Raw genomic sequence first — 22,800 nt, 5'->3', positions numbered from 1 at the left:
TGAATCGATTGGATTTTTTAAAAGAAAGGAATGTTTTAGATGAGCAATGTGGAATTGGATCAGCTGAGAAAAAAAGTAGATGAGATGAACTTGCAGCTGCTTGATGTGATTAATCAACGTGCTGAGTTAGTTCAAGAGATTGGCCGAGTAAAAGAAAAGCAAGGTGTAAATCGCTACGAACCCGTACGCGAAAGAGCAATGCTAGATTTATTAAAGGACAAAAACGATGGACCTTTTTACAATTCCACGATTGAGCATATCTTTAAAGAAATCTTTAAAGCAGGCCTAGAATTACAAAAAGATGATCACCGTAAAGCTTTACTTGTATCCCGCAAGAAAAAAGCTGAGGATACAATTGTTGATTTAAAAGGTGAAAAAATCGGGAATGGCAAGTCGCAATTTATTTTCGGACCTTGCGCAGTTGAATCGTATGAGCAAGTAGCAGCGGTTGCACAACAAATTCAAGCAAAAGGGCTTAAATTATTACGCGGTGGCGCTTATAAGCCAAGAACATCTCCTTATGATTTCCAAGGATTGGGACTTGAAGGTCTTCAAATTTTAAAACGTGTAGCAGATAAATATGATTTGGCTGTAATCAGTGAGATTGTTAACCCAGCTCACATTGAAGAAGCGGTTGATTATATCGATGTCATCCAAATTGGTGCACGTAATATGCAAAACTTTGAGCTCTTAAAAGCAGCGGGTTCTGCAAATAAACCAGTTTTATTAAAACGTGGTCTAGCTGCAACGATTGATGAATTTATCAATGCAGCTGAATATATAATGTCACAAGGCAATGGACAAATTATTTTATGTGAACGTGGTATTCGTACGTATGAAAAAGCAACACGAAATACGTTAGACATATCAGCAGTGCCAATCTTAAAACAAGAAACGCACTTACCGGTATTTGTCGATGTAACACATTCAACAGGAAGAAGAGACTTATTACTTCCGACAGCAAAAGCTGCACTGGCAATTGGTGCAGATGGTGTAATGGCAGAAGTGCATCCTGACCCAGCTGTGGCATTGTCTGACTCAGCACAGCAAATGGACTTCAATCAATTTGACGAATTCTGGGATGCTGTACAAAAGTTTTCAAACGGTCACGCTAAATAAGGTACTTTTAAGCTAAACCTAGTTCTTCAAATCTAACGCTGTTTTTAAGCATTAGATTTGAAGAATTTTTTATGTTAGAAAAGAACGTTTTGTGGATTATTCTTGTAATGATTGAAAGCGTTACATCTCTAGCGTATGATTATGTACATAAATGAGCAATCATAACTATAACACGAAATTTTTTTGATTCTTAGAGTATAGATTGTGTAAAATGAAAAATAATGAAAATGAAAATGTTTAAAGGAGCGTTAACAATGAATATTACGATCTATGATGTTGCTAGGGAAGCAAACGTATCAATGGCGACTGTTTCTCGTGTTGTCAATGGAAATCCAAATGTAAAACCAATAACAAGAAAAAAGGTGCTTGATGTAATTGAACGTCTTGGTTATCGACCAAATGCTGTAGCACGTGGACTTGCTAGTAAGAAGACGACAACAGTTGGTGTGATCATTCCAGATATCTCCAACATTTTCTTTGCTGAACTAGCACGAGGAATTGAAGATATCGCAACAATGTACAAATACAACATTATTTTAAGTAACTCAGATCAAAATGAAGAAAAAGAGCTTCATTTATTAAATACAATGCTTGGCAAACAAGTAGATGGAATTGTGTTTATGGGTGGAAACATTACAGAAAATCATGTAGCTGAATTCAAACGTTCACCTGTACCGATCGTTATTGCAGGATCGGTTGAAGCAACAAACCAAACACCGTCGGTAAATATCGATTACCACACTGCGTCCTTTGATGCGGTTTCTCGTTTAATAGACAATGGACACAAAGATATTGCCTTTGTAAGTGGACCTTTCCACGACACAATCAACCGTGCGTTAAAACTGGAAGGCTACCGTGAAGCGATTCAAAAAGCAGGTATCGATTATAAAGAAGAGCTTGTGATTGAAGGAGATTACACGTATGACAGTGGCTTAGAAGCTTGGGTACGTCTCCAAGAGCTTCACAATAAGCCTACAGCTGTTTTTGTTGGCAATGATGAAATGGCACTCGGGGTTATTCACGGTGCGCAGGATCAAGGATTAGAGCTTCCTGGTGATCTAGATGTGATTAGCTTTGATAGCACAAAACTAGCTTTAATGGTCCGCCCACAGCTAACTGCTGTTGTTCAACCGCTTTATGACATAGGTGCTGTTGCCATGCGTTTATTAACAAAATTAATGAACGCAGAATCAACTGATGATCAAACAATTGTATTGCCGCACCGAATTGAAGAAAGACAATCAACGAAAAACTAATTCTCTAAAGAAGCTTTCAAGCTGTATGAGAGTTGGTTGAAAGTTTATGACATGAAACGAATATAAAAAAAGAGATCTCCTATCATGGTGATCTCTTTTTGGGTTGACAAACAAAAACTTCTTTTATGGTTCAATCTCATCACTCAATGCCTTCTGAAAGTAATCAGGGGTTATAAGGTGATTTTTTTCTTCTTAGATTTTGGAAAGATAGTATAGGAAGAGGTGATGACTGCATCGATTGCAAGAACTAGGGTCCAAACTTGGCTAAGGTTGTTGGCTCCCGAATTATCGAAAGGAAAACTAGCCGGACTCTCTGCAAACCACAATGTGAATAAGGTATCCAACGAAGTGATTTCATCTGTTTGTTTCGATATGCCGAAAATAAACATTAAGGATATATGGACAATAGAGAAGATCAATAGGTGACCTAGAAATTGTTTCCATTCTTTCTTGGCGTACTCACTTCCGTAAAGTGCACAAGGTTGGTCGAAATCGGGTACCGGCTCACACCTTAGTTTCGCCACCTTCTTCTGGATAAAGGCATCAAGTCTCCTGAAGTCTGATTTACCATACGTGAAGGCGTAAACGATAAAAATCAGAATGACCAATTGGTAGCTTGTGAATTCTCCTGACCTTAAATAATCCATGAATCCCATTGTTGCAATCCATAGGTCGTTGATGATGAAGAAGGCAAAGAAAATCAGGCTAAGCTTGTTTAGCTTGAACCAATATCTCAATGTCAAAAAGGTTAGGATCGAGACCCAAAAGATGATCTCTGCGGCTATCAAGAATGCCCACTTGTGTTCGAGGATAAAGTCCATATGTTTTTCCTCCTCATTTTTCGTGGAACATGTCAATCCATTTCATATCGGCCTCCAAATGGAGGTTATCTGAGACGATGACCATTGTTACATTGAAGAGAAATACAATCAATTGAAGAACAACCCGAACAGCTTCTCAAGATTGTCTCCCCAATGTTAATTATAGTTTGAATTATGATAATAACGCTGTTTAATCAATTGATGTTTTAAGAAGTGTAACAAAAGAAATTGAACAATTTTAAAAGCGTAGCTAACTGCTTGCTTTTAAAATTGTTCATTTATATTTTCTCCTTCAAAGAGACCACGTTAGTCTCCGCTCTTTTTTTTTTTGAACGAACCGAATACAAGGCTTTATCCAGGGATTGTTGATTTTTCTCCGTTATTTCTTTCTTACGTGGGATGGCTTCATATAGATTTACAGGATCTTGCCAAGTTGATATAAGAGGGACTGGTGATTCTGATTGCCACTTTTCAAGCCAACTCTTTGGAATAGCGTTCGTTTGGTGTGCATATTGGGTCATTTCCATCCAGATATATGCCCACGCTCGCGGAACAACTCGCCATATATCATAGCCACCACCGCCAACCGCAATCCAACGACCTTCACAGTATTCGTGAGCCAATCGATGAGCAAGTTTCGGAATTTCTTGATAAATCTTCATTGTCGAAGAAAGGTGAGTTAATGGATCTAAACAATGAGCATCTACACCGTTTTGAGTTAAGATCACGTCAGGCTTAAAGAACTCAATAATTTCTCTTAAAGATTGTTCATATACTTCAAGGAATGATTCATCCTCCGTGAAAGCGTCAAGCGGGATGTTAAATGAGTAGCCATATCCTTTGCCATGTCCTCGTTCTGTTACTGCGCCGGTACCAGGAAATAAGTAACGTCCCGTTTCGTGGATCGATAATGTACATACGTTAGGATCGTCATAATAAGACCATTGAACACCATCACCATGGTGGGCATCTGTATCCACATATAAAATTTTAGCCCCGTACTTTTTTTGCATGTATTTCATAGCAACCGAACTGTCATTGTAGATGCAAAAGCCCGAAGCTTTACCACGGAAACCATGGTGCAATCCACCGCCAAGGTTAACAGCGTGTTGGGCTTTATTCGTCATAACCCAATCAACAGCCGTTAGTGTACCACCAACAAGTGTTGCACTCGCCTCATGCATATCTTTGAAAATCGGTGTATCCTCCGTGCCAAGGCCATAACTTTCTGCCTTGGCAGATGACAGCTCACCTTTTCCTGCTAGTTTAACGGCATTGATATAAGCTGGATCATGGATAAGTCGAAGCTCTTCATCTGTCGCAATCCGTGGAGCGACGATGTCTTCTTGTGTAATCGCGTTTGATTTTTGTAGTAAATCAAGTGTCAGTTGCAGTCTTTTTTGATTAAAAGGATGGTCTTTTGAGAAATGGTAGTTTAATAGATCTTCGGAATAAATAAACACCGCCTCCTTTTTTACAGAGGGGTTGTTGGTAGACTTGGCCATAGCACTTCATGCCCTTCCTGACATATATCTTCAATGACAGACATCGGATTCATCGTTTGTACACGAAATACCAATATTTTAAACCGTTCATCTTGCTTATATGGATAAACGAGAACGCTGTGAATATTTGAGTGATTTTTTCGAATGATTCCTGCGACTTCAAAAAGCATTCCGGCCTTGTTCGGAACCTTTACTTCAATTTGTGACCCCGGTTGTCCAGCCCCTGTTAACTGAATTAATGTATGTAATAAATCGGTTTCAGTAATCATGCCAACAAGCTGGTCTTCACTGACTATGGGCAAGCATCCGATCTGTTCTTCCATAAATAACACAGCAACTTCTTCTACAAAATCTAGCGGATGACCAGTAATTACGGGTGCAGCCATGACATCCAAAAGCTTTGTTTGAAAAAGTTCATTGCTTAAACTTGTCTGAGAAGGAGAGGGCGAATATTCTTTTATGTCACGATCCGTAACGATTCCTACTACTTTATTTGCTGGGTTAACAATCGGAAGGTGACGAATGCGGTGTTCATTCATTTTCCAGATCGCGTCAGCTAGTGTGGAATCCGGTGCTAAAGTTTGTACATCAGTTATCATCATTTCTTCAATGATCATAGATAAGCGTCCCCTTTACCGTTCTAGTACATAAAGCGATTCATTAATCGGAGTTGATCAAATTGCTGAATTGAGTCCTGCCTAATGCGCTTTCCAATACGAGCCATCAAACAGTTGGCTGGATGAGAGCATATTTCCGGATCATCGGTTGCGTAGTATTCGAGTCCACCGGCGTTCATCATTTTTTCCATGATTTTTCTATATTGCCAAACGTTTAAACCAGTCCCTTTTAAATCCCAATGCCAATAATATTCAGTTGTAATAATAATATAGTCTTCAACCGCATCATCCATCATCGAGACACGCAGAAGGTTTTTCCCAACTGAAGCTCCTCGAAATTTGGGGATGACCTCAATCGCACCTAGCTCGATTAAATCTTCCATCTTGCCTTTCGACCAACGTTCAAGGGGATCTGGATATAAATAAGTGACATACCCAACGATCGTATTGTGGTCTCTGGCAATGATGATTCTGCCCTCAGGTAAAGTTGAAATCTCAATTAGCGCTTTATGCTGCTGTGCAGGAGGACGAAAAGCAACTAGGTCTTCGTGAAATTCGAGAGAGGATAATTGGCTAGTTGACACGGGCCCTTCAATCACGATGGGTCCTTTAGTAGTTTTTATTTCTTTCGCATTATATAGTTTCACATGTTTCATTTTAGTCATCACCTACATTTCCTTGATAATCCTATATATATAGCATATCGTAATAATTAAAGCGTTTTCAACAAAAAACTGAATTTACAAGAATCAGCTTGGTCTTTTTTACGAAACATAATCTCTTAACTATCTAGCAGTTTACAATTATAGCAAAATGTTGTGAAAAACTAGCTTTAACAACTAGCCCTTCGGGGGGGTGCTAGACAGACTGCGTGCGCTTTTGTATCCTTTCGTTCCGTAGGGAAAAATTTACTTTAGCAACATCACTCAGTAGACAAAAAGCGCCTATTTCGGGTGATGGGAGAGCCGATTTACGCTTTTGTATGAAATTTTAAAAATTGAGAAAAGTCTAGTTTTGTACTATACTTAGATAGACATTTCTTACATAGGGGGACGATCAAATGAAATTGGAAGCGTTACCATTGGTTAAAGGAAAGTATAACATGGAAAGCTACGAGAACACCGTTTCTTCGTTTGATTGGAAAGAAGTTGAGAAAAACTTTTCTTGGTACGAAACAGGAAAAATGAACATGGCCTATGAAGCAATCGATCGCCATGCTGAAAGTGAGAAGAAAAATAAAGTCGCATTGTATTATCGTGATGCGAACCGTAATGAAAAATATACATTTAGAGAAATGAAAGAAATGACAAATAAAGCAGCAAACGTACTTAAAAGCCATGGTGACGTAGAAAAAGGAGATCGTGTATTCATCTTTATGCCTCGTTCACCAGAACTTTATTTTGCTTTACTTGGTGCTCTTAAAATTGGTGCGATCGTTGGACCGTTGTTTGAAGCCTTTATGGAAGGTGCGGTTAAAGACCGTTTAGAAGATAGCGAAGCCAAAGTGATTATTACGACTCCAGAACTACTAGAGCGTGTACCTGTTGATGAATTACCACACCTTAAACATATCTTTTTAGTTGGGGATAATGTAGAAGAAAAAAATAACCATATTGACTTCAATAAGCACTTCAAAGAGGCGACTCGTTCATTTTCAATTGAATGGTTAGAGCGTGATGATGGGTTAATTCTTCATTATACATCGGGTTCGACTGGCAAGCCTAAAGGAGTATTACACGTACAAGAGGCGATGCTACAACACTACCAAACATCTAAATGGGTGCTAGATTTACGTGACGATGATATATATTGGTGTACGGCTGATCCAGGCTGGGTAACGGGAACTTCATATGGAATTTTTGGTCCATGGCTTACAGGCGCAACTTCGGTCATCGTGGGTGGTCGATTCAGTCCAGAAGCATGGTACCAAACGCTTGAAGATTTCGAAGTAACAGTATGGTACAGTGCGCCAACAGCATTTAGAATGCTAATGGGTGCTGGCGATGAGCTTGTGAATGAATATGACCTTTCTGGGCTACGTCATGTACTTAGTGTAGGAGAGCCACTAAATCCCGAAGTCATTCGATGGGGAATGAAGGTATTTCAACACCGCATTCATGACACGTGGTGGATGACTGAAACAGGTGCTCAAATGATTTGTAATTATCCTGCTATCGATATTCGTCCGGGTTCAATGGGCAAACCATTCCCTGGCGTTGAAGCGGCGATTGTGGATGATCAAGGCAACGAGTTACCTGCAAATCGAATGGGGAACCTTGCGGTGAAAAAAGGCTGGCCTTCAATGATGAATGCGATTTGGAACAACGAGCAAAAATTCGAATCGTACTTTATGCCAAATGGTTGGTACGTTTCAGGGGATTCAGCTTATAAAGACGAAGATGGCTATTACTGGTTCCAGGGGCGAATTGATGATGTCATTATGACTTCAGGCGAGCGAGTGGGACCATTCGAAGTAGAAAGCAAATTACTTGAACATCCTGCTGTAACAGAAGCAGGTGTCATCGGTAAACCAGACCCAGTTCGCGGAGAAATTATTAAAGCGTTTGTTGCGCTAGTTGAAGGATTCGAGCCGACGGATGAATTAAAAGAAGAAATACGTCAATATGTAAAAAGAGGTTTATCAGCTCATGCTGCACCGAGAGAAATTGATTTTAAAGACAAGCTTCCAAAAACTAGAAGCGGTAAAATCATGCGAAGAGTACTGAAAGCATGGGAGTTAGATTTGCCAACGGGTGATTTGTCAACAATGGAAGATTAATCGTTTGAATGGAGAGAAGGCTACCGAGATTTTGGGTAGTCTTTTTGTTGTTTAGGTAATGAAGTGATCCAATAGAATGGGATGTGTGACTGTAATTTTTAACCGTTAAGAACGAATAAGCTTTGTCAGATCCAATGCTATTCAATATAAAAAACGAGCTAAACCATTTCTGGTTTAGCTCGCCTTCAAAAAAGATTATTCTTCATCATCATCGTCATCGTCATCATCATCATCATCGTCATCATCGTCGCCATCATCATCATCGTTGTCATCTGGCGAATCGTTATCGTCAGGTGGAGGGGTTGAACCACTGTCATTACCGTCATCGTCACTATTATCATTTTCTCCATCATTTGGAGGTGAAGATTCATTGTCCTCATCTTCATCTGGTGCATTGCCAATGGTGACTTTATTTGATCTGCTTGACTCTTTACCAGCTATATTCACTGCGACAACTTCATACGTGCCATCAGGGAGTTTAACGGATAGAGAATCATCTGCTTGCCTGATCTCAACTTTTTTGTCACCAGAGTATATACGATACCCTATAACATTCTTACTGGCAGAAGGTGTCCACGTAATGCTGTCCCCGGATACTCGTGTTGTTACACTGCCAGGAGTGCTACCATCATCTTCTAAACGGTTATTAGTCGCTAGCAAACTAGAGAAGAATGAATTATCTTCAGGGAATAGTTTCGATGCATCTCCACCGTATGGAAACAGTAATTGCTCAGCAAAGTCTGAACTTAGTATTGCTCCGGTCGATGAAAATTCGTCAGGTGTTGAATCAAGTGCAAGATAACGTTCTCCATTAATCGTGACATACTTACTTTCTTGTAGACCATCACCCGTTCCCATTGGTGTATATGCTGTTGTAAATAAATCGCTCGATACAAGGCCTGCATCCGAACAAGCTTCGTTTGCAAATTGACCTGTGAATGTACAGAACGACCGATATTGAACCCCTTCAGGCTGTTGGAATGTATATCCTGGGTTAATAAGTTCTGGACGAAGCTCGTTGGCACGATTCATTAACTGAGCCCAAAGTTGAATGGATCGCGTGCTACCTTGTGTCAATTCCGCTGGTTTATCATAACCGAACCAAATTCCGAAAGTGATGTTTGGATTCGTTGCTATAAACCAGTTATCAAAATCCTCATCTGACGTTCCTGATTTAGCTGCCCAGTCAGCTGAGAAATTCAATTGTCCGGGTGCTGCTCGGCCTGAACCAATTGTCATAGTATCTCGCATCATATCTAACGTGACATAAGCAGTAGCTGGAGAAAACATCTCAAATGGGTCTGTGTTATGTTCAAATATGACATTGCCTTTTTTATCGACAATTTTTTCGATCATATACGGTTCATTGTATTGCCCCATGTTGCCTAGCGCTGAATAAGCAGCGACATTTTCTTCTACAGATAATCCTTCTTTTAAACCACCTAATGAAAATGAATGATTATCGTATTCATCATCTTGTATTCGTTTTGGATTTGTTCGTTCTATGAACTCACCAGGTTGGTAACCTAATCCCAACATTTTAGCATAAAGCCTTGCAGCGGATAAATTGTGTGATTTTGCAAGAGCTTCCCTCGCAGGGAGCATGCCATACTCTCTTCCTGTAACGAAGTTAGAAGGATTCCAACCACCAGGACCGGTAAATGCAACATCAGGAATATGACTACCTGCACCGATTAAACCATATTCAATCGCTGGTGCATAGACTGCTAAAGGTTTTATCGTAGAACCACTTGATCTGTATGATTGCGTAGCATGATTTAACTGTTCTTGTTCATGGTCTCGGCCACCAATAAAACTTAAGATTCGTCCAGACGTGTTTTCCATCAGAATACTACCTACTTGAACAGGTTCTCCTGCCCGGTCAGGCCCATAGTTATTAAATTCATTTTTAACATCTTGCATTGAATCATACAGTTCTTTATCGATGGTTGAATGAATTTCATATCCATTTTGACGAATATCACGTTCAGCAAGCGTCATGTACTTGTCATTTAACGTGTCACTGTCCTCAAGTTGTTGAGCTGAATACCCATCACGTTCTGCTAACACGTCTTTCATGATGTTAACGGCTCTTCGCTCAAGTTCGTCATATAGGTATAGCTCAACAGAACTCGATGCTGATGCTGGAGGAATAAAATCAGCTGTTAGGTCATAATTAACTGCTTCATCGTATTCCGTTTGTGAAATCGCATCACTTCGAAGCATTCGGCTTAACACTTCTTGCTGTCTTTCAAGCCCAGGCTGTAACAGCTCTACGGGTCTTAACTCTCCTTCACTTGTAAATGGAGTATAGCCAAAAGGTGCTTGAGGCAAGCCAGCGATAAAAGCTGCTTGTGGTAGGGTTAAATCCTTTGAATCCACACCGAAAATACCTAGAGCTGCTGTTTGTACTCCGGCTATATTTTGACCTGAAGAGTCCCTACCCATATCTGTAATATTCAAGTAGGCCTCTAAAATTTCATCTTTTTCGAAGAATTGTTCAACACGCAAAGCTAGTAAAATTTCTTTTGCTTTACGATCGAAAGATACTTCATTCGTTAAAACTTGGTTTTTGATCAACTGTTGGGTGAGGGTACTACCACCCGTTTGGTTAGCTGAGTTCGTCACTTCTTGGAAAAGCGCACGTGCAATTGCTTTAGGTACGACACCGTTATGTTCATCAAAGTATTCATCTTCCGTTGCAATGATTGCGTTAATTAACATAGGTGAAACATCTTCAAGTTTAACTTCATCACGTGCTAAATCTGTTCGAAGTTTCCCTAGATAGATATTATCTGCAAAATATAAATCGGATGTTTCGGTATAGTCATATATATCTTTTTCTAGTGATTCATATGACAACACGTTCTCATCTTTAACAAGAGACGCAAAGTATCCTGCTCCAACGCCACCTGCAAAGGCACCGCCCAATACGCCAAATATAATGACTAATAAAAATATATTCCAGAATACTTGGTATGACGTATGAAGTTTTTTTGTAACGTCGCGTTTTTTTAAAGTAGCTTTTATGGAAGCAATACGTTCTTGGATATTTGTTTTATGATCCGTCAATGGCTATCATCCTCCTTGAAACATCCTCTTATTATAGCATATTACGTTAAAATCAAGTTGGAAATTGTAGAAAATGCCCGTTTTCAAATAAAATCAATCGAACGCTGCTTGACATGTACTGTTCACCTGTGATAAAAATATTTTTAACACACATAAATATTCAATTGCGTTGAAGAGACTAAGTAGGAGATCTTCCCTGTACAAGTAGAGAAACGGTGGTTGCTGCAAACCGTTACATTAGGATCTGTGAATTACACTCTCGGAGCTGTTTTCTGCCTTAGTGGAAAACCGGATCTGTATTCCGTTATGACAATGAAGTGGAAGAGACGAAAGTGCTCTTAAGCTGGGTGGTACCGCGCATTAAAGCGTCCCTGCATCGTGCAAGGGGCTATTTTTATGCGTTTTTTTAATTTGGAGGAGGAACTGAACATGGAATTAATAAATGATTTAGCATGGCGTGGCATTATTTATCAACAAACGGATGAAGAAGGCATGAAAAACTTATTGGAGAAGGAATCAATTTCTCTGTATTGTGGTGCTGATCCGACAGCTGATAGCTTGCATATTGGTCACTTGCTACCATTTTTAACGATGAGACGTTTTCAGGAGCATGGTCATCGTCCTGTAGTACTTGTTGGAGGAGCAACAGGATTAATTGGTGATCCGAGTTTCAAAAAAGAAGAGCGCTTGCTGCTAACAACAGAGCAAGTTCAACACAATGTACGATCAATTCAAGCACAGCTACAAAAAATCTTTGATGTAAAAGGGCAAACAGAGGCAATTATGGTGAACAATCATGATTGGATCGGTGAGATTGACATGATCTCGTTTCTTCGTGATTACGGGAAATATATCGGTGTCAACTATATGTTAGCGAAAGACACGATTGCTTCTCGTTTAGAAACGGGAATTTCATACACAGAGTTTACGTACACGATCTTACAAGCGATGGATTTCAACCATTTATACAACGTACACAATTGTAAGCTACAAATTGGTGGAAGTGATCAGTGGGGGAATATTACTACAGGGCTTGAATTGATTCGCAAAATGAATGATGATTCTAAAGCGTTTGGTATGACCATTCCACTCGTGACAAAAGCGGATGGTACTAAATTTGGTAAAACAGAAAGCGGTGCGGTATGGTTAGACGCTGAAAAAACATCGCCGTATGAGTTTTATCAGTTTTGGTTCAACTCAACAGACGCTGACGTAGTAAAATATCTAAAATTCTTTACATTCCTTGATCGAGAAACGATTACAAAACTTGAAGAATCTGTTCAATCTGAACCTCATAAACGTGCAGCTCAAAAAGCTTTAGCAGAAGAAGTAACACGTATGGTTCATGGTGAAGGTGCGTTAGCGCAAGCACAAAAGATTACAGCTGCTTTATTCAGCGGTGACCTTAAAGGTTTAACTAGCAGTGAAATTAAACAAGGCTTTAAAGATGTTCCGACATATGTCGTAGGGGAAGAGGACTCAACCAACATTGTAGACGTTTTAGTTGATGCAAAAATTTCTTCATCAAAACGTCAAGCCCGAGAAGATGTATCGAACGGTGCCGTCTATATTAATGGAGATCGAGTAACCGAACTCGATTTTGTCCTTGAAGGAGACACGCGTCTCGAAAACAAATTCACAATCATTCGTCGCGGCAAGAAGAAATACTTTATGATTCAATACTCATAATAAAAAAAGAAGGATGCGTGTTGATACACACATCCTTCTTTTTTTACAATATCTTCTAACTTTTGTTAATATCTACCTATAACTCAATTATCACCATAAACTGTCGCTTTTTAAACTTTTAGCTGACCACTTAATGTATTAAACCTTTCTTTTGCTAATTCTGGAAGGAATTCATAATTAAACAGAGAATAAGTGTTGCGAATATCCGCCATCAAATCTTTATTTTTTATAATTGTACCTCCATCTTCATTGAACCATTTTACCGGTTTCCATGAATCGATTTTCCATACGTAGAGAAATTGATACATCTGCTTACCAATATCAATAATTTGATATTGGCAGAAAACTAATTTCCCTCGTAACTCTTCTTTAAAAGGTTTGCTATATAACACTTCTACAATTTCTTTATGCGAACTGCTAGGGTAATTGATGATAGATTTCATATAAGTCACCATGTATCAGTTTTTGAGAAGATTGATTCATGTCAATATAATTTGAATTTCCATTTCCATCAACTGATCTCTTAACTTGGTTGATGGAAAACAATGATTGATCAATTGAACCATATGCTGTCTGTACTACATACATTTTAATGTATTCACGGTTTTGTTTATTGATTAGCAACCGACCGGCTGTTTTTTTCATGTCATTCTCTCCATTCTGTTTTAATAATCTAATATTTTTATTTATCGAGTAATCCATATATTTAGTTTTATTTTGGGTCAATTGCAAACACTTCTAGGTACTCTTTTGTGAATTTGTAGTTATGAACATAAAAGTCTGCTTGGTACCTTTTTACGTTGATTCTGATTCCACAATCATCATCTCAAAAACATATTACAAATATTTGAACGTATTATGAAAAAACTATTAACATTCTCTTCTTAATTGTGAGGAAGATGATCTCTCTGACATAGTGTGGATCAGTAAGGGGCGTCCAACTTCAAAAACAACAACTAATAGTGAAGTAGCTGATGGCGATGAAATAAGGTAGTTTATAAAGTATGATTAACAAACGGATTTACTTTGAATAAATTCTCATGATAGTTCCTTATAAAATAAACGAAATTTAATTTATAAAGGTTACACTGGTGGATTTATAAACATTTTTAATAAATTAACACCTTTACAAACGAAATTTGAGGATTCGCAATTTAAATTACAACTAAGTACAGTTAATGTGAGAAGGGGATTTTTATTGATAAATATTTATGGTGACATTTAACACCTCAAGAGAAAATCCACTGGAAAGCAGGAGGCTAGCACGTTTTTTTAGATACCTTTTTTAATTCTTAAGTGTCAGATACAATTGATTGTCGAGCATTTCTACGATTAGTGGATTAGATTGGATTAGATTTTAACCTTATATATCAACTATTAGAAGGGAGTCTCGGAATTTTTAGAAATGTACCAAGGGTAGGATGAAGGTTTTAAAAATTTTTTTTAAAAACCTTATCGAATTAAAGAGGCTTCAAAAATGATAGGAGTACCCGTTGGTACTATGAGACAGTGGGAAGCTGATTTGGAACTGACAATTCCCAGAGATGAAATCGGACGGTATTATACAGATTTTGAAGTGGAAACTTTTAATCACATCAAAGCCATGAGGAAAAAATCTTTCAAAAATTATGATAAAAGATTTGCTTAAAAAAGAAGAATACAGAAGGGACTGAAGCTCCTGTAATTTAACCACCAGTACCTTTATCAAAGTGAAGCTGTAGAAACATTATTGGACATCAAAGAAACACTTGAAAATTTAGAAGGATTTAAAAATGATTTAAAGAAAAAGCCCTCGAAACCTTCATATATCAAGGTTTTGAGGGCTTTAAAAATTGAATCTAAGAAGCGTTTTATTAACGTGAGTAGAACTCAACGATAAGAGCTTCGTTGATATCAGCAGCTAGCTCAGTACGTTCTGGAAGACGTGTAAACGTACCTTCAAGCTTGTCAGCATCGAAAGTTACGTATTCTGGCTTGTAGCTGTTTAGTTCAATTGACTCTTTTACGATGTTTAGTTTGCGAGACTTTTCGCGGATCCCAATTACTTGTCCAGGCTTAACGCTGAATGAAGGGATATCTACGCGAGATCCGTTCACTGTAACGTGACCGTGGTTTACAAGTTGACGAGCTTGGCGACGAGTGCGAGCAAGACCAAGGCGGTATACTAAGTTGTCAAGGCGAGTTTCAAGAAGGATCATGAAGTTATCACCATGTTTACCTTGTAATTTTCCAGCTTTGTCGAACAAGTTACGGAATTGGCGCTCAGTTACACCATAAGTGTGACGAAGCTTTTGTTTTTCCTGTAATTGAAGACCATACTCAGAAAGTTTTTTACGCTGTGTTGGACCATGTGGACCTGGAGCGTAAGGGCGTTTTTCTAATTCTTTACCTGTACCGCTTAGTGAAATTCCTAAACGACGAGAGATTTTCCATGAAGAACCTGTATAACGAGCCATAAGTTGACTCCTCCTTGCGTTTTTATTTTGTTGTAAAATAAAAACCATTAGCGTGATTATTCATTAAATGTCATTTTGTCATCTTGCACCATCGCCCTGCAGCAAGGGTTACTCGATGCACCTAATCAATAGGAACAAAATGAACAATCAATGTATTCACATAGGCTGCATTATTTTACACAACAACCATCATATACTTTGAGAGAAAAGATGTCAACCTGAAATGGTTAATCAATCAATCGATTTGGTCGTAGAGGACGATTTACCTATTGTATTCTATGGTATTCACGGTAGGTATGCTATAATTAGTATTTATAAATATCTGAATAAATAGAATACATAATCAGTTTGTTATGTAAAAAGGTGAATCTTTCTTTTGAAGGATCCTTATTTAATAAAACCTAAAACGTTGGTTTATAGCTTCTTTTTAGTTAAAAGATTGTACACTAAATTGAGACGAAGGTGAGCGATGTGATGAAACTTCAACGATTAACGGATCGATTTAAAGCAGGGGTTTTTGATATCCTTTCTGATTCGATGACAGGACAGGCCTCTGTTAGGAGTTGGTATCGACAAATAAGCAAGCTTTTTGTAAACGAATTTCAAGTTGAGAAGGTTCAATATTTTTGCGTTGAGGAACACCAATTGCACGTCTATGAACAAAGTGAGAAAGTAATTGTTCAAGGTGGGGAGTCCCTCATAAAACAATTAAAACACCAGCCATTCATTCGTATTTCAATAACGAATGGCTCAGTTAAAGCTGGTGATGTTTTGATCCCCTGTTATGATCATGGAAATCTTCTAGGTGTATTTTGCTTGCGGCCGAGTGAACAAGCAGAATGGTTCAAAGTTGATCCCTTTGTTAACGAAATCTCGAAGAATCTGACGGTTTTATTTCAAAATGTGATGCAAATGACATCTACCTCCAAAGAAAAAAAACATTATCATGAATTATTTGAAGTAACAGAAGTATTTAACTCGATCATGGATGTCAACGAGATTTTAGCTACAATCATTGAATCATTACGTAAAACATTTCCATTATTTTCATTTGCGCTTTACTTGTCAGACGACCATGAAAATGAAAGCGATTTGCCGATCAAACATTTAGATTACCCATCGAATAATCCATTTATACATAAAGCATTTGTAACGTCTGAAGTCTTGTTGGACGAAGGTGCCCAAGCAGCTACTCTTTGGGCACCTTTAAAAGGAAAGCAAGGTGTGTATGGATTATTACAGGTTGAAGCGAACTCCTTAAAAACTTTTCCGGAAAATGACAAGGAATTTATTAAAAATCTTTCCTATACTGCAGGAAATGCGTTGGAAAATGCCAAGCTGTATCAACAGTCTCAAAAACTAATAGAAGATCTTCAGCTGATTAACGATTTATCACACGAGTTAAATTCAAATTTAAACTTATCTGACATGATGAGGTATCTTTTTGAGCAAATCACATCAGCATTTTCTCCATCTGCCATCGGGTTTGTGTTATTACAAGGGGATAATATGGATATCTTAGATGACAGCTCTGCGTTTTTCAAAACACAGGAAAGTGAATTGTATTTATCGATCACAATTGAACAATTCAAAGAAGGGGAAGAGGCGCTGTACATTACTGATTTGTCGGCTAAAATTAATCAAGAGACCGCCTATCAATCACTTGTTGCGGTGCCGATGGTTCATGATGAGCAGCTAAGAGGATTTTGCATTGTCCTGCATGAAGAGCCTTATTTCTTTACGTTTGAAATGTATAAATTATTGCAGTTGATCGTACATCATTCGACATTAGCTGTGGGAAATTCGATGCTGAGAGAAGAATTACAGGAAATGATCAATAAAGATCATTTAACAGATTTATTTGCACGCAATTATCTGGACCAGTATATCGAGCAATCGATGTCTGACCATGATGAAGGAGTTTTTGTACTTATAGATATTGATAATTTCAAGAGGGTAAATGATACATACGGCCATCAAATCGGAGATGAAGTGATTATCCAGTTAGCAGATGAGCTAAAAGGGTTGACCGCTAACAATGGGATAGGGGCACGATGGGGTGGCGAAGAGCTTGCTTTATATTTCCCCAACACACCAATTGAAATAGGACTTAAAACAACTGAGAAACTTTTAAACCGAGTGTCAAAGCATACAAATCCTACTATTACCATTTCGTGTGGTATTACAAACTGGCAACGACAACAGAAAGATTCACTTATAAAATTAGTCAAAAGAGCAGATGAAGCGTTGTACACGGCGAAAAAAAACGGCAAAAATCGTATTGCGTATCGATGGTACGAAGCAATCGAATGGAATGCATAGAAAAAGAGGATCATGGTCGATCCCTTTTCAATTAGTAAGAATAACATATAATATAATGAATACGATTGCATTTTTTAGGGGGAGATTTGCATGAATAAAGGAACAAAGCAATTTGAGACGAGAGTGATCCATGATGGTTACGATTCAGTCGATCATTTCGGTTCACTTACACCACCTTTGTATCAAACATCAACATTCACATTTGGGAATGCACAGCAAGGAGAGCAACGTTTTGCTGGGGAAGAAGAGGGGTATATTTATTCTCGGTTGGGTAATCCAACTGTGCGTGTTTTAGAAGAAAGAATGGCATCATTGGAAAATGGTAAAGGTGCACTTGCATTTGGATCAGGGATGGCTGCAGTATCGGCTATTTTATTTCATTTGCTAAAAGCAGGAGACCATATTTTATGTTCTAGAGGCGTGTATGGCTGTACATTTGGTCTTCTCGAAATGCTAGAAGAAAAGTTCAACATTACACATGATTATATTAATCTATCGACTGAAGAAGAAATTCGCAAATTCATCACAAATGATACGTCTTGTATATACGTTGAAACACCAATTAACCCAACAATGGAATTGATTGATTTATCCCTGGTTTGCAAGATTGCAAAAGAGCATAACTTACCAGTGGTTGTGGATAATACATTTTGTTCACCGTATTTGCAGCAACCACTAGACATTGGTGCCAATTACATCGTTCATAGTGCCACAAAGTATATTTGCGGACACGGCGATGTGATTGGTGGCATTTTAGTTGGAGATTCGCTCGAGCAAATGAACCACATTCGAATGACAACACAAAAGGATGTTGGCGGCATAATGTCGCCGTTTGATGCATGGTTACTGATCAGAGGATTAAAAACGCTTCCGGTACGTATGGATCGCCACTGTGAAAGTGCACAAAAAATTGCAGGCTACCTGAAAAAACATAAAAGTATAAAGGCCATTCATTTTCCAGGGCTAAAAGATGACCCTAACCATGCAATCGCACATACGCAAATGAAACAATATGGGGGGCTTATAGCGTTTGAGATTGATGGAACGAAAGAAATGGCACAAACCTTTATGAATGAGTTAAAAATGATTAAAATAGCTGTGAGCCTTGGTGATGCTGAGACTCTCATCCAGCATCCAGCAAGTATGACGCATGCAGTTGTACCTGTTGAGGTGAGAGAACAAATGGGGATAACTGACACACTTCTTCGGTTATCCATTGGTCTGGAAGCATGGGAAGATGTTTGTGAGGATCTTGACCAGGCATTTAAAAAACTTCATGGTATGGCGCTACGTTTGAGCTGATCGTGGGGGAAAATTTAAAACTTCACAACTCCAATCGCCTGAAGAATTCAAAAGACTGTCGAGAAAATCTCGACAGTCTTTTCTTATAGGTATTCTACCAATATCTCTACATATTTCTCAAGTTGCTCTTGATCGACTTCGTCAAAACGAGAAGTGATTGGACTATCGATATCAAGGACTCCGATGAGCTTATCATCTTTTACAATTGGAATAACAATCTCTGAGAGAGAAGCCGCGTCACACGCGATATGTCCTGGGAACGCATGTACATCTTCAATTCTCATCGTTTTACGTTCAGATGCTGAAGTTCCACATACACCTTTGCCAAATGGGATACGTACACATGCTGGCAAGCCTTGGAATGGTCCGAGAATGAGTTCTTTATTGTCAATTAAATAAAAGCCAACCCAATTTGTGTTTTCTAAAAATTGATTCAATAAAGAGGAAGCGTTGCTTAAGTTTGCGATTTGGTTTTGTTCTCCTTCAAGTAAAGCTCGAAGCTGTTTTTGAACAAGTGAGTACCTTTCTTCCCTTGTTCCTTTATACATTTCGACAGTAAACAAGCGGTTCACCTTCTTTTTTACTAAATATTCTGTCAACTTAACGTACCGACTCGATATTTGATGATAAATTTATGAAGGTACGCGGTCATAAATAGAGAATGTATGTAAAGACAGTATTCTATTTTTAGCATAATACATGATTGGAAGCAATCATTATGGAAGGATGTATGAAAATGGCCATTCTGCAACAACGTGAAACAAAATCTGAGGTTATGGTAGCAGCAGTCGATTTATTTTATACAAAAGGATATCATGCCACTAGCATCCGTGAAATTTCGGCGAAAGCTGGAGTGAATGTTGCGACGATTTCATATTATTTTGCTGGAAAACAAGGCCTGCTAGAAGAATGCTTAGTTGCTTTTTTTGAACCTTATTTAACTGTATTAGAAAATATCTCAAAACCTTCAAACCAACGGAAGAGTGAACAAATTTCTTATACCATGGATGCGGCGCTTTCAGTTATTGAATTTCAACAGAAGCACCATCGTTTTGCTCGATTTGCATGGAGAGAAGTAACGATGGACAGTCAAATTGTTCGTGAAATGACGTCTTGTTATTTACGAAAAGAACAATATATGTGGAAAATGCTGTTAGCACTGGATATCGAACAAGGTTTTTCAATAAAAATTTCACCATCATTCTTTTTAATCCAATTAACCTCAATGCTGTCAATGCCATTTTTACAAAGTCAAACGATGCAAGAGCTTTGGAATGTGAACCCAGGCGATAAAATGTTTACACGTTTATATAGCTCTATTTTAAAAGAATGGTTTTTTGGTGTCACATGCGAATCCTCAGTGGTTATTAGTTAGAGGAATCATAGAGCCATAAATGAGCGGAATTCCACGGAATTGCGCTTTTTTGGCAAGGTCATTAGCAGAATTCACTTCCATGCAGTCAGGAACCAAAGCCTGTTCCATTATAATCAAATTCGTAGCCCCTCTTGTTGATAGCTGCGAAGATTTCATTGATAAGACGCTTTAAACTGATGACGTCGCTGAAATTTTGCACTAGCGTCATGTGACCAATTAGAGTTGATCTATATGGTCCTATTTCAGCCAACACTGTTTTAAGCGTAGTTTGATAGTAGAAAATACTTGGTGACTTTAGCCCATCCATTCGTATGCCTCAGGATAGTAAAAAAGTATACGGATAAAATGGCGCGTCTAACTGGTCTCCGTATTGTCGGATAAAATGTCTGGATTTGTGTTTCAAATCCTACTATAAAATCAACCTCATGACCTGTTTGAAATGACGAGGTCTTTTTTTATATGCCTTTAAAGCTTCTGGATGTCAAAAGAGTAGTCATTCTACTATATTGCTCAGGGGTTGAATCGGTAAAACACAGGTAAGGAGCGTAGGGGTCTCATAAAATCATGCAAGTAAACTCGCTATTTAAATACCTATTGGTGAATAATAAGGGAAACAGCAGAGAATTTTAGAATAATTGAAAATCGTGTCAAAAAAATAAGAAAAAGAAAGAAAAATCACTGATAACATGATATTATAAAGTCAATATCGTGCATATCCAATGATTGTGAGTCATGGGTGTCGGTTGCTCGGACAGGAGGCCTAAGATGGAGTATATAATCGGTTCCGTTGTATTGGTGATACTAATTTTTACCATATCTTTATTTTGGCGGAAAAAGCTTTATAAAGAAGTGGACAAACTAGAACATTTAAAACTTGAAATTCAACATCGCCCCATTCTTGAAGAAATGACAAAAGTTAAAAAGCTCAATATGAATGGTCAGACTGAAGAATTATTTGAAGGTTGGCGCCAAACGTGGACCAAAGTTTTAGATGTGGATTTAGGGGAAGTAGATAAACTCCTTTTTGATGCAGAAGAATGTATTGATAAATTACGTTTTCGTAAATCTGCCCATATAAGAGAAGAAATTAATGTAATGTTAAAAAAAGCTGAAATTGAAATGAATCAGATTCTTGTTGAACTTGAAGAACTTATGGGTAGTGACGAGAAAAATAGAATTGAAATGGAAACCATTCAAGCTGATTTTAAAGAAGCAAAAAAAGAGTTATTTGCTCAACGTCATACATACGGTAAAGCTGCTGAAGCTATTGAACGCAAAATAGAAGCGTTAGACCCAAAGCTTATGCAATACAATGAAATGACTCTGGAAGGAAATTATTTAGCAGCAAGAGAGCTTGTTCTAACAATTACAGATGAACTAGCACAAATTACACATTTGCTAGCTCAGCTTCCGGATATTTATAATGAGATTCATTACGCTCTGCCTGCCGAGTTAACAGAGATGAAGGATGGCTTTGAAGAAATGGTACAGGCTGGTTACCCTCTAGCACATGTGCCGATTGAAAAAGATACAACTACACTTCAACAATCGATTGAACAAGCAAGAACGCATGTGAATCGACTGGAAATAACTGAGGCTGAAGAACTGATTATCAAGACTCACCAAAGAATTGACTCCTTATACGATTTTTTGGAAAAAGAAGTGGATGCTCTAGCTAACATTAAGCAGTATGACGAATCAACTGCTCAATGGCTTGATCAAATGCATGAACAAAATACTTCTCTTCAAACGGAAATAGAATTTGTACGTCAAGGTTACACATTGAATCCAAGCGATTTAGATATACCAAAAGGGTTTGATAAACGAATTGGTCTTTTGCATAATAAATACGCAATAATAAAAGAACGAATCGGTATGAATGAAACCGCGTATTCTACTTTGTGGTCTGAAATGTATACAATCCGCGAAGAGTTAAATGACATTCAACCAGCACAACAATCGTTTAAAGAACAGCTACAAAGCCTACGTCAAGACGAAGTAAAGGTACGTGAATTAAAGCAACAGCTTAAGTTCAAACTAAAAGAACAAGATCGGATGTTGCGAACGACTAACCTACCTAGCTTCCCTGAATATATTTTAAACCAAGCAAGAGATGCACATGAACAACTTTTTCAATTAGAGCAAAGTTTAAGTGAGAAGCCATTAAATATTGTTACGATTCAACAGCATGCAGCAACATCTAACGAAATGATTGATGCTGTTTACAATGATACAAATGACATGATTAAAACTGCACAATCAGTTGAACGAGTCATTCAATATGGAAACCGTTATCGTAGTAAATACGAAGCCGTTTATATCGGATTGAGTGAAGCTGAACTTTTATTTAGACAAGGGCAATACCAAGAGGCGTTAGAAAAAGCAGCTGAAGCAATCGAAAGCGTTGAACCTGGTGCTTTAAAGCGCATCGAAGAATTGTCACCTAAGACAACGAAAGAAGATCAATATGCTTAAATTCAACTAAAA

19 protein-coding genes and 1 other annotated feature are annotated in these 22,800 nt (G+C 38.1%); of the genes, 9 read left to right on the top strand and 10 right to left on the bottom strand.

The annotated features are described in order from the left end of the window. The first annotated feature begins 39 nt into the window (after positions 1-39). A complete protein-coding gene (locus AB1471_RS02705; RefSeq protein ID WP_367778025.1) occupies positions 40-1,119 on the top strand; it encodes a bifunctional 3-deoxy-7-phosphoheptulonate synthase/chorismate mutase in 1,080 nt (359 codons plus the stop codon). A gap of 254 nt (positions 1,120-1,373) precedes the next feature. Continuing rightward, complete coding sequence (ccpA, locus tag AB1471_RS02700) at positions 1,374-2,375, top strand: catabolite control protein A (protein ID WP_367778024.1); 1,002 nt, start codon at positions 1,374-1,376, stop codon at positions 2,373-2,375. Between the two features lie 170 nt (positions 2,376-2,545). Here ccpA and AB1471_RS02695 read toward each other — a convergent pair whose 3' ends face one another. The 4 genes from AB1471_RS02695 to AB1471_RS02680 form a co-directional block, all read right to left on the bottom strand. Next, positions 2,546-3,196, bottom strand: a complete 651-nt coding sequence (locus AB1471_RS02695; RefSeq protein WP_367778023.1) for a hypothetical protein — start codon at positions 3,194-3,196, stop codon at positions 2,546-2,548. Between the two features lie 278 nt (positions 3,197-3,474). Next, positions 3,475-4,701 carry an acetoin utilization protein AcuC gene (locus tag AB1471_RS02690; RefSeq protein ID WP_367778022.1) on the bottom strand — a complete coding sequence of 409 codons (1,227 nt, stop codon included), beginning with the start codon at positions 4,699-4,701 and terminating at the stop codon, positions 3,475-3,477. Then, positions 4,671-5,318, bottom strand: coding sequence for an acetoin utilization AcuB family protein (locus tag AB1471_RS02685; protein WP_367778021.1), 648 nt, complete (start codon positions 5,316-5,318; stop codon positions 4,671-4,673). The genes AB1471_RS02690 and AB1471_RS02685 overlap by 31 nt, the downstream gene beginning before the upstream one ends. A gap of 23 nt (positions 5,319-5,341) precedes the next feature. Continuing rightward, positions 5,342-5,974, bottom strand: a complete 633-nt coding sequence (locus AB1471_RS02680; protein WP_367778019.1) for a GNAT family N-acetyltransferase — start codon at positions 5,972-5,974, stop codon at positions 5,342-5,344. A gap of 404 nt (positions 5,975-6,378) precedes the next feature. On the opposite strand from AB1471_RS02680, the gene acsA reads away from it, so the two are divergent. Further along, positions 6,379-8,097 (top strand): acetate--CoA ligase, encoded by a 1,719-nt coding sequence (gene acsA, locus AB1471_RS02675; RefSeq protein WP_367778018.1) that lies wholly within the window; start codon positions 6,379-6,381, stop codon positions 8,095-8,097. Between the two features lie 195 nt (positions 8,098-8,292). Here the strand turns inward: acsA and AB1471_RS02670 are convergent, their stop codons facing one another. Beyond that, the gene (locus AB1471_RS02670; protein WP_367778017.1) at positions 8,293-11,169 is read right to left on the bottom strand and encodes a transglycosylase domain-containing protein; all 2,877 of its coding nucleotides are present in this window, start codon (positions 11,167-11,169) and stop codon (positions 8,293-8,295) included. 160 nt (positions 11,170-11,329) lie between these two features. After that, positions 11,330-11,545, top strand: a binding site (T-box leader). 53 nt (positions 11,546-11,598) lie between these two features. Between AB1471_RS02670 and tyrS the strand changes: the two genes are divergently transcribed. Next, a complete protein-coding gene (gene tyrS, locus AB1471_RS02665; protein WP_367778016.1) occupies positions 11,599-12,858 on the top strand; it encodes a tyrosine--tRNA ligase in 1,260 nt (419 codons plus the stop codon). Between the two features lie 110 nt (positions 12,859-12,968). Here the strand turns inward: tyrS and AB1471_RS02660 are convergent, their stop codons facing one another. Next, positions 12,969-13,301 (bottom strand): hypothetical protein, encoded by a 333-nt coding sequence (locus tag AB1471_RS02660; protein WP_367778015.1) that lies wholly within the window; start codon positions 13,299-13,301, stop codon positions 12,969-12,971. Then, complete coding sequence (locus AB1471_RS02655; protein ID WP_367778014.1) at positions 13,276-13,503, bottom strand: hypothetical protein; 228 nt, start codon at positions 13,501-13,503, stop codon at positions 13,276-13,278. The genes AB1471_RS02660 and AB1471_RS02655 overlap by 26 nt, the downstream gene beginning before the upstream one ends. A gap of 814 nt (positions 13,504-14,317) precedes the next feature. Between AB1471_RS02655 and AB1471_RS02650 the strand changes: the two genes are divergently transcribed. After that, the gene (locus tag AB1471_RS02650; protein ID WP_367778121.1) at positions 14,318-14,506 is read left to right on the top strand and encodes a MerR family transcriptional regulator; all 189 of its coding nucleotides are present in this window, start codon (positions 14,318-14,320) and stop codon (positions 14,504-14,506) included. Positions 14,507-14,711: 205 nt separating this feature from the next. On the opposite strand, the gene rpsD is transcribed toward AB1471_RS02650, so the two are convergent. Next, a complete protein-coding gene (gene rpsD / locus AB1471_RS02645) occupies positions 14,712-15,314 on the bottom strand; it encodes a 30S ribosomal protein S4 (RefSeq protein ID WP_367778013.1) in 603 nt (200 codons plus the stop codon). A 474-nt stretch (positions 15,315-15,788) separates the two neighbouring features. On the opposite strand from rpsD, the gene AB1471_RS02640 reads away from it, so the two are divergent. Both AB1471_RS02640 and megL read left to right on the top strand, forming a co-directional pair. Next, complete coding sequence (locus AB1471_RS02640; protein WP_367778012.1) at positions 15,789-17,636, top strand: sensor domain-containing diguanylate cyclase; 1,848 nt, start codon at positions 15,789-15,791, stop codon at positions 17,634-17,636. A 90-nt stretch (positions 17,637-17,726) separates the two neighbouring features. Beyond that, positions 17,727-18,938 (top strand): methionine gamma-lyase, encoded by a 1,212-nt coding sequence (megL, locus tag AB1471_RS02635; RefSeq protein WP_367778011.1) that lies wholly within the window; start codon positions 17,727-17,729, stop codon positions 18,936-18,938. Positions 18,939-19,021: 83 nt separating this feature from the next. Here the strand turns inward: megL and AB1471_RS02630 are convergent, their stop codons facing one another. Next, complete coding sequence (locus AB1471_RS02630) at positions 19,022-19,501, bottom strand: GAF domain-containing protein (RefSeq protein WP_367778010.1); 480 nt, start codon at positions 19,499-19,501, stop codon at positions 19,022-19,024. A gap of 173 nt (positions 19,502-19,674) precedes the next feature. Here AB1471_RS02630 and refZ point away from each other — a divergent pair, with 173 nt between their 5' ends. Next, a complete protein-coding gene (refZ, locus tag AB1471_RS02625) occupies positions 19,675-20,313 on the top strand; it encodes a forespore capture DNA-binding protein RefZ (protein ID WP_367778009.1) in 639 nt (212 codons plus the stop codon). 85 nt (positions 20,314-20,398) lie between these two features. On the opposite strand, the gene AB1471_RS02620 is transcribed toward refZ, so the two are convergent. After that, positions 20,399-20,620, bottom strand: a complete 222-nt coding sequence (locus AB1471_RS02620; RefSeq protein ID WP_367778008.1) for a PHP domain-containing protein — start codon at positions 20,618-20,620, stop codon at positions 20,399-20,401. Positions 20,621-21,078: 458 nt separating this feature from the next. Here AB1471_RS02620 and ezrA point away from each other — a divergent pair, with 458 nt between their 5' ends. Then, on the top strand, positions 21,079-22,788 hold the full coding sequence (gene ezrA / locus AB1471_RS02615) for a septation ring formation regulator EzrA (protein ID WP_367778007.1): 1,710 nt from the start codon (positions 21,079-21,081) through the stop codon (positions 22,786-22,788). Positions 22,789-22,800 lie beyond the last annotated feature (12 nt).

Origin of the sequence: Jeotgalibacillus marinus, assembly GCF_040801915.1 — a bacterium.
In the GTDB taxonomy this organism is placed as follows: Bacteria; Bacillota; Bacilli; order Bacillales; family Jeotgalibacillaceae; genus Jeotgalibacillus; species Jeotgalibacillus marinus.
This window is presented reverse-complemented; position numbering and strand designations above follow the sequence as displayed.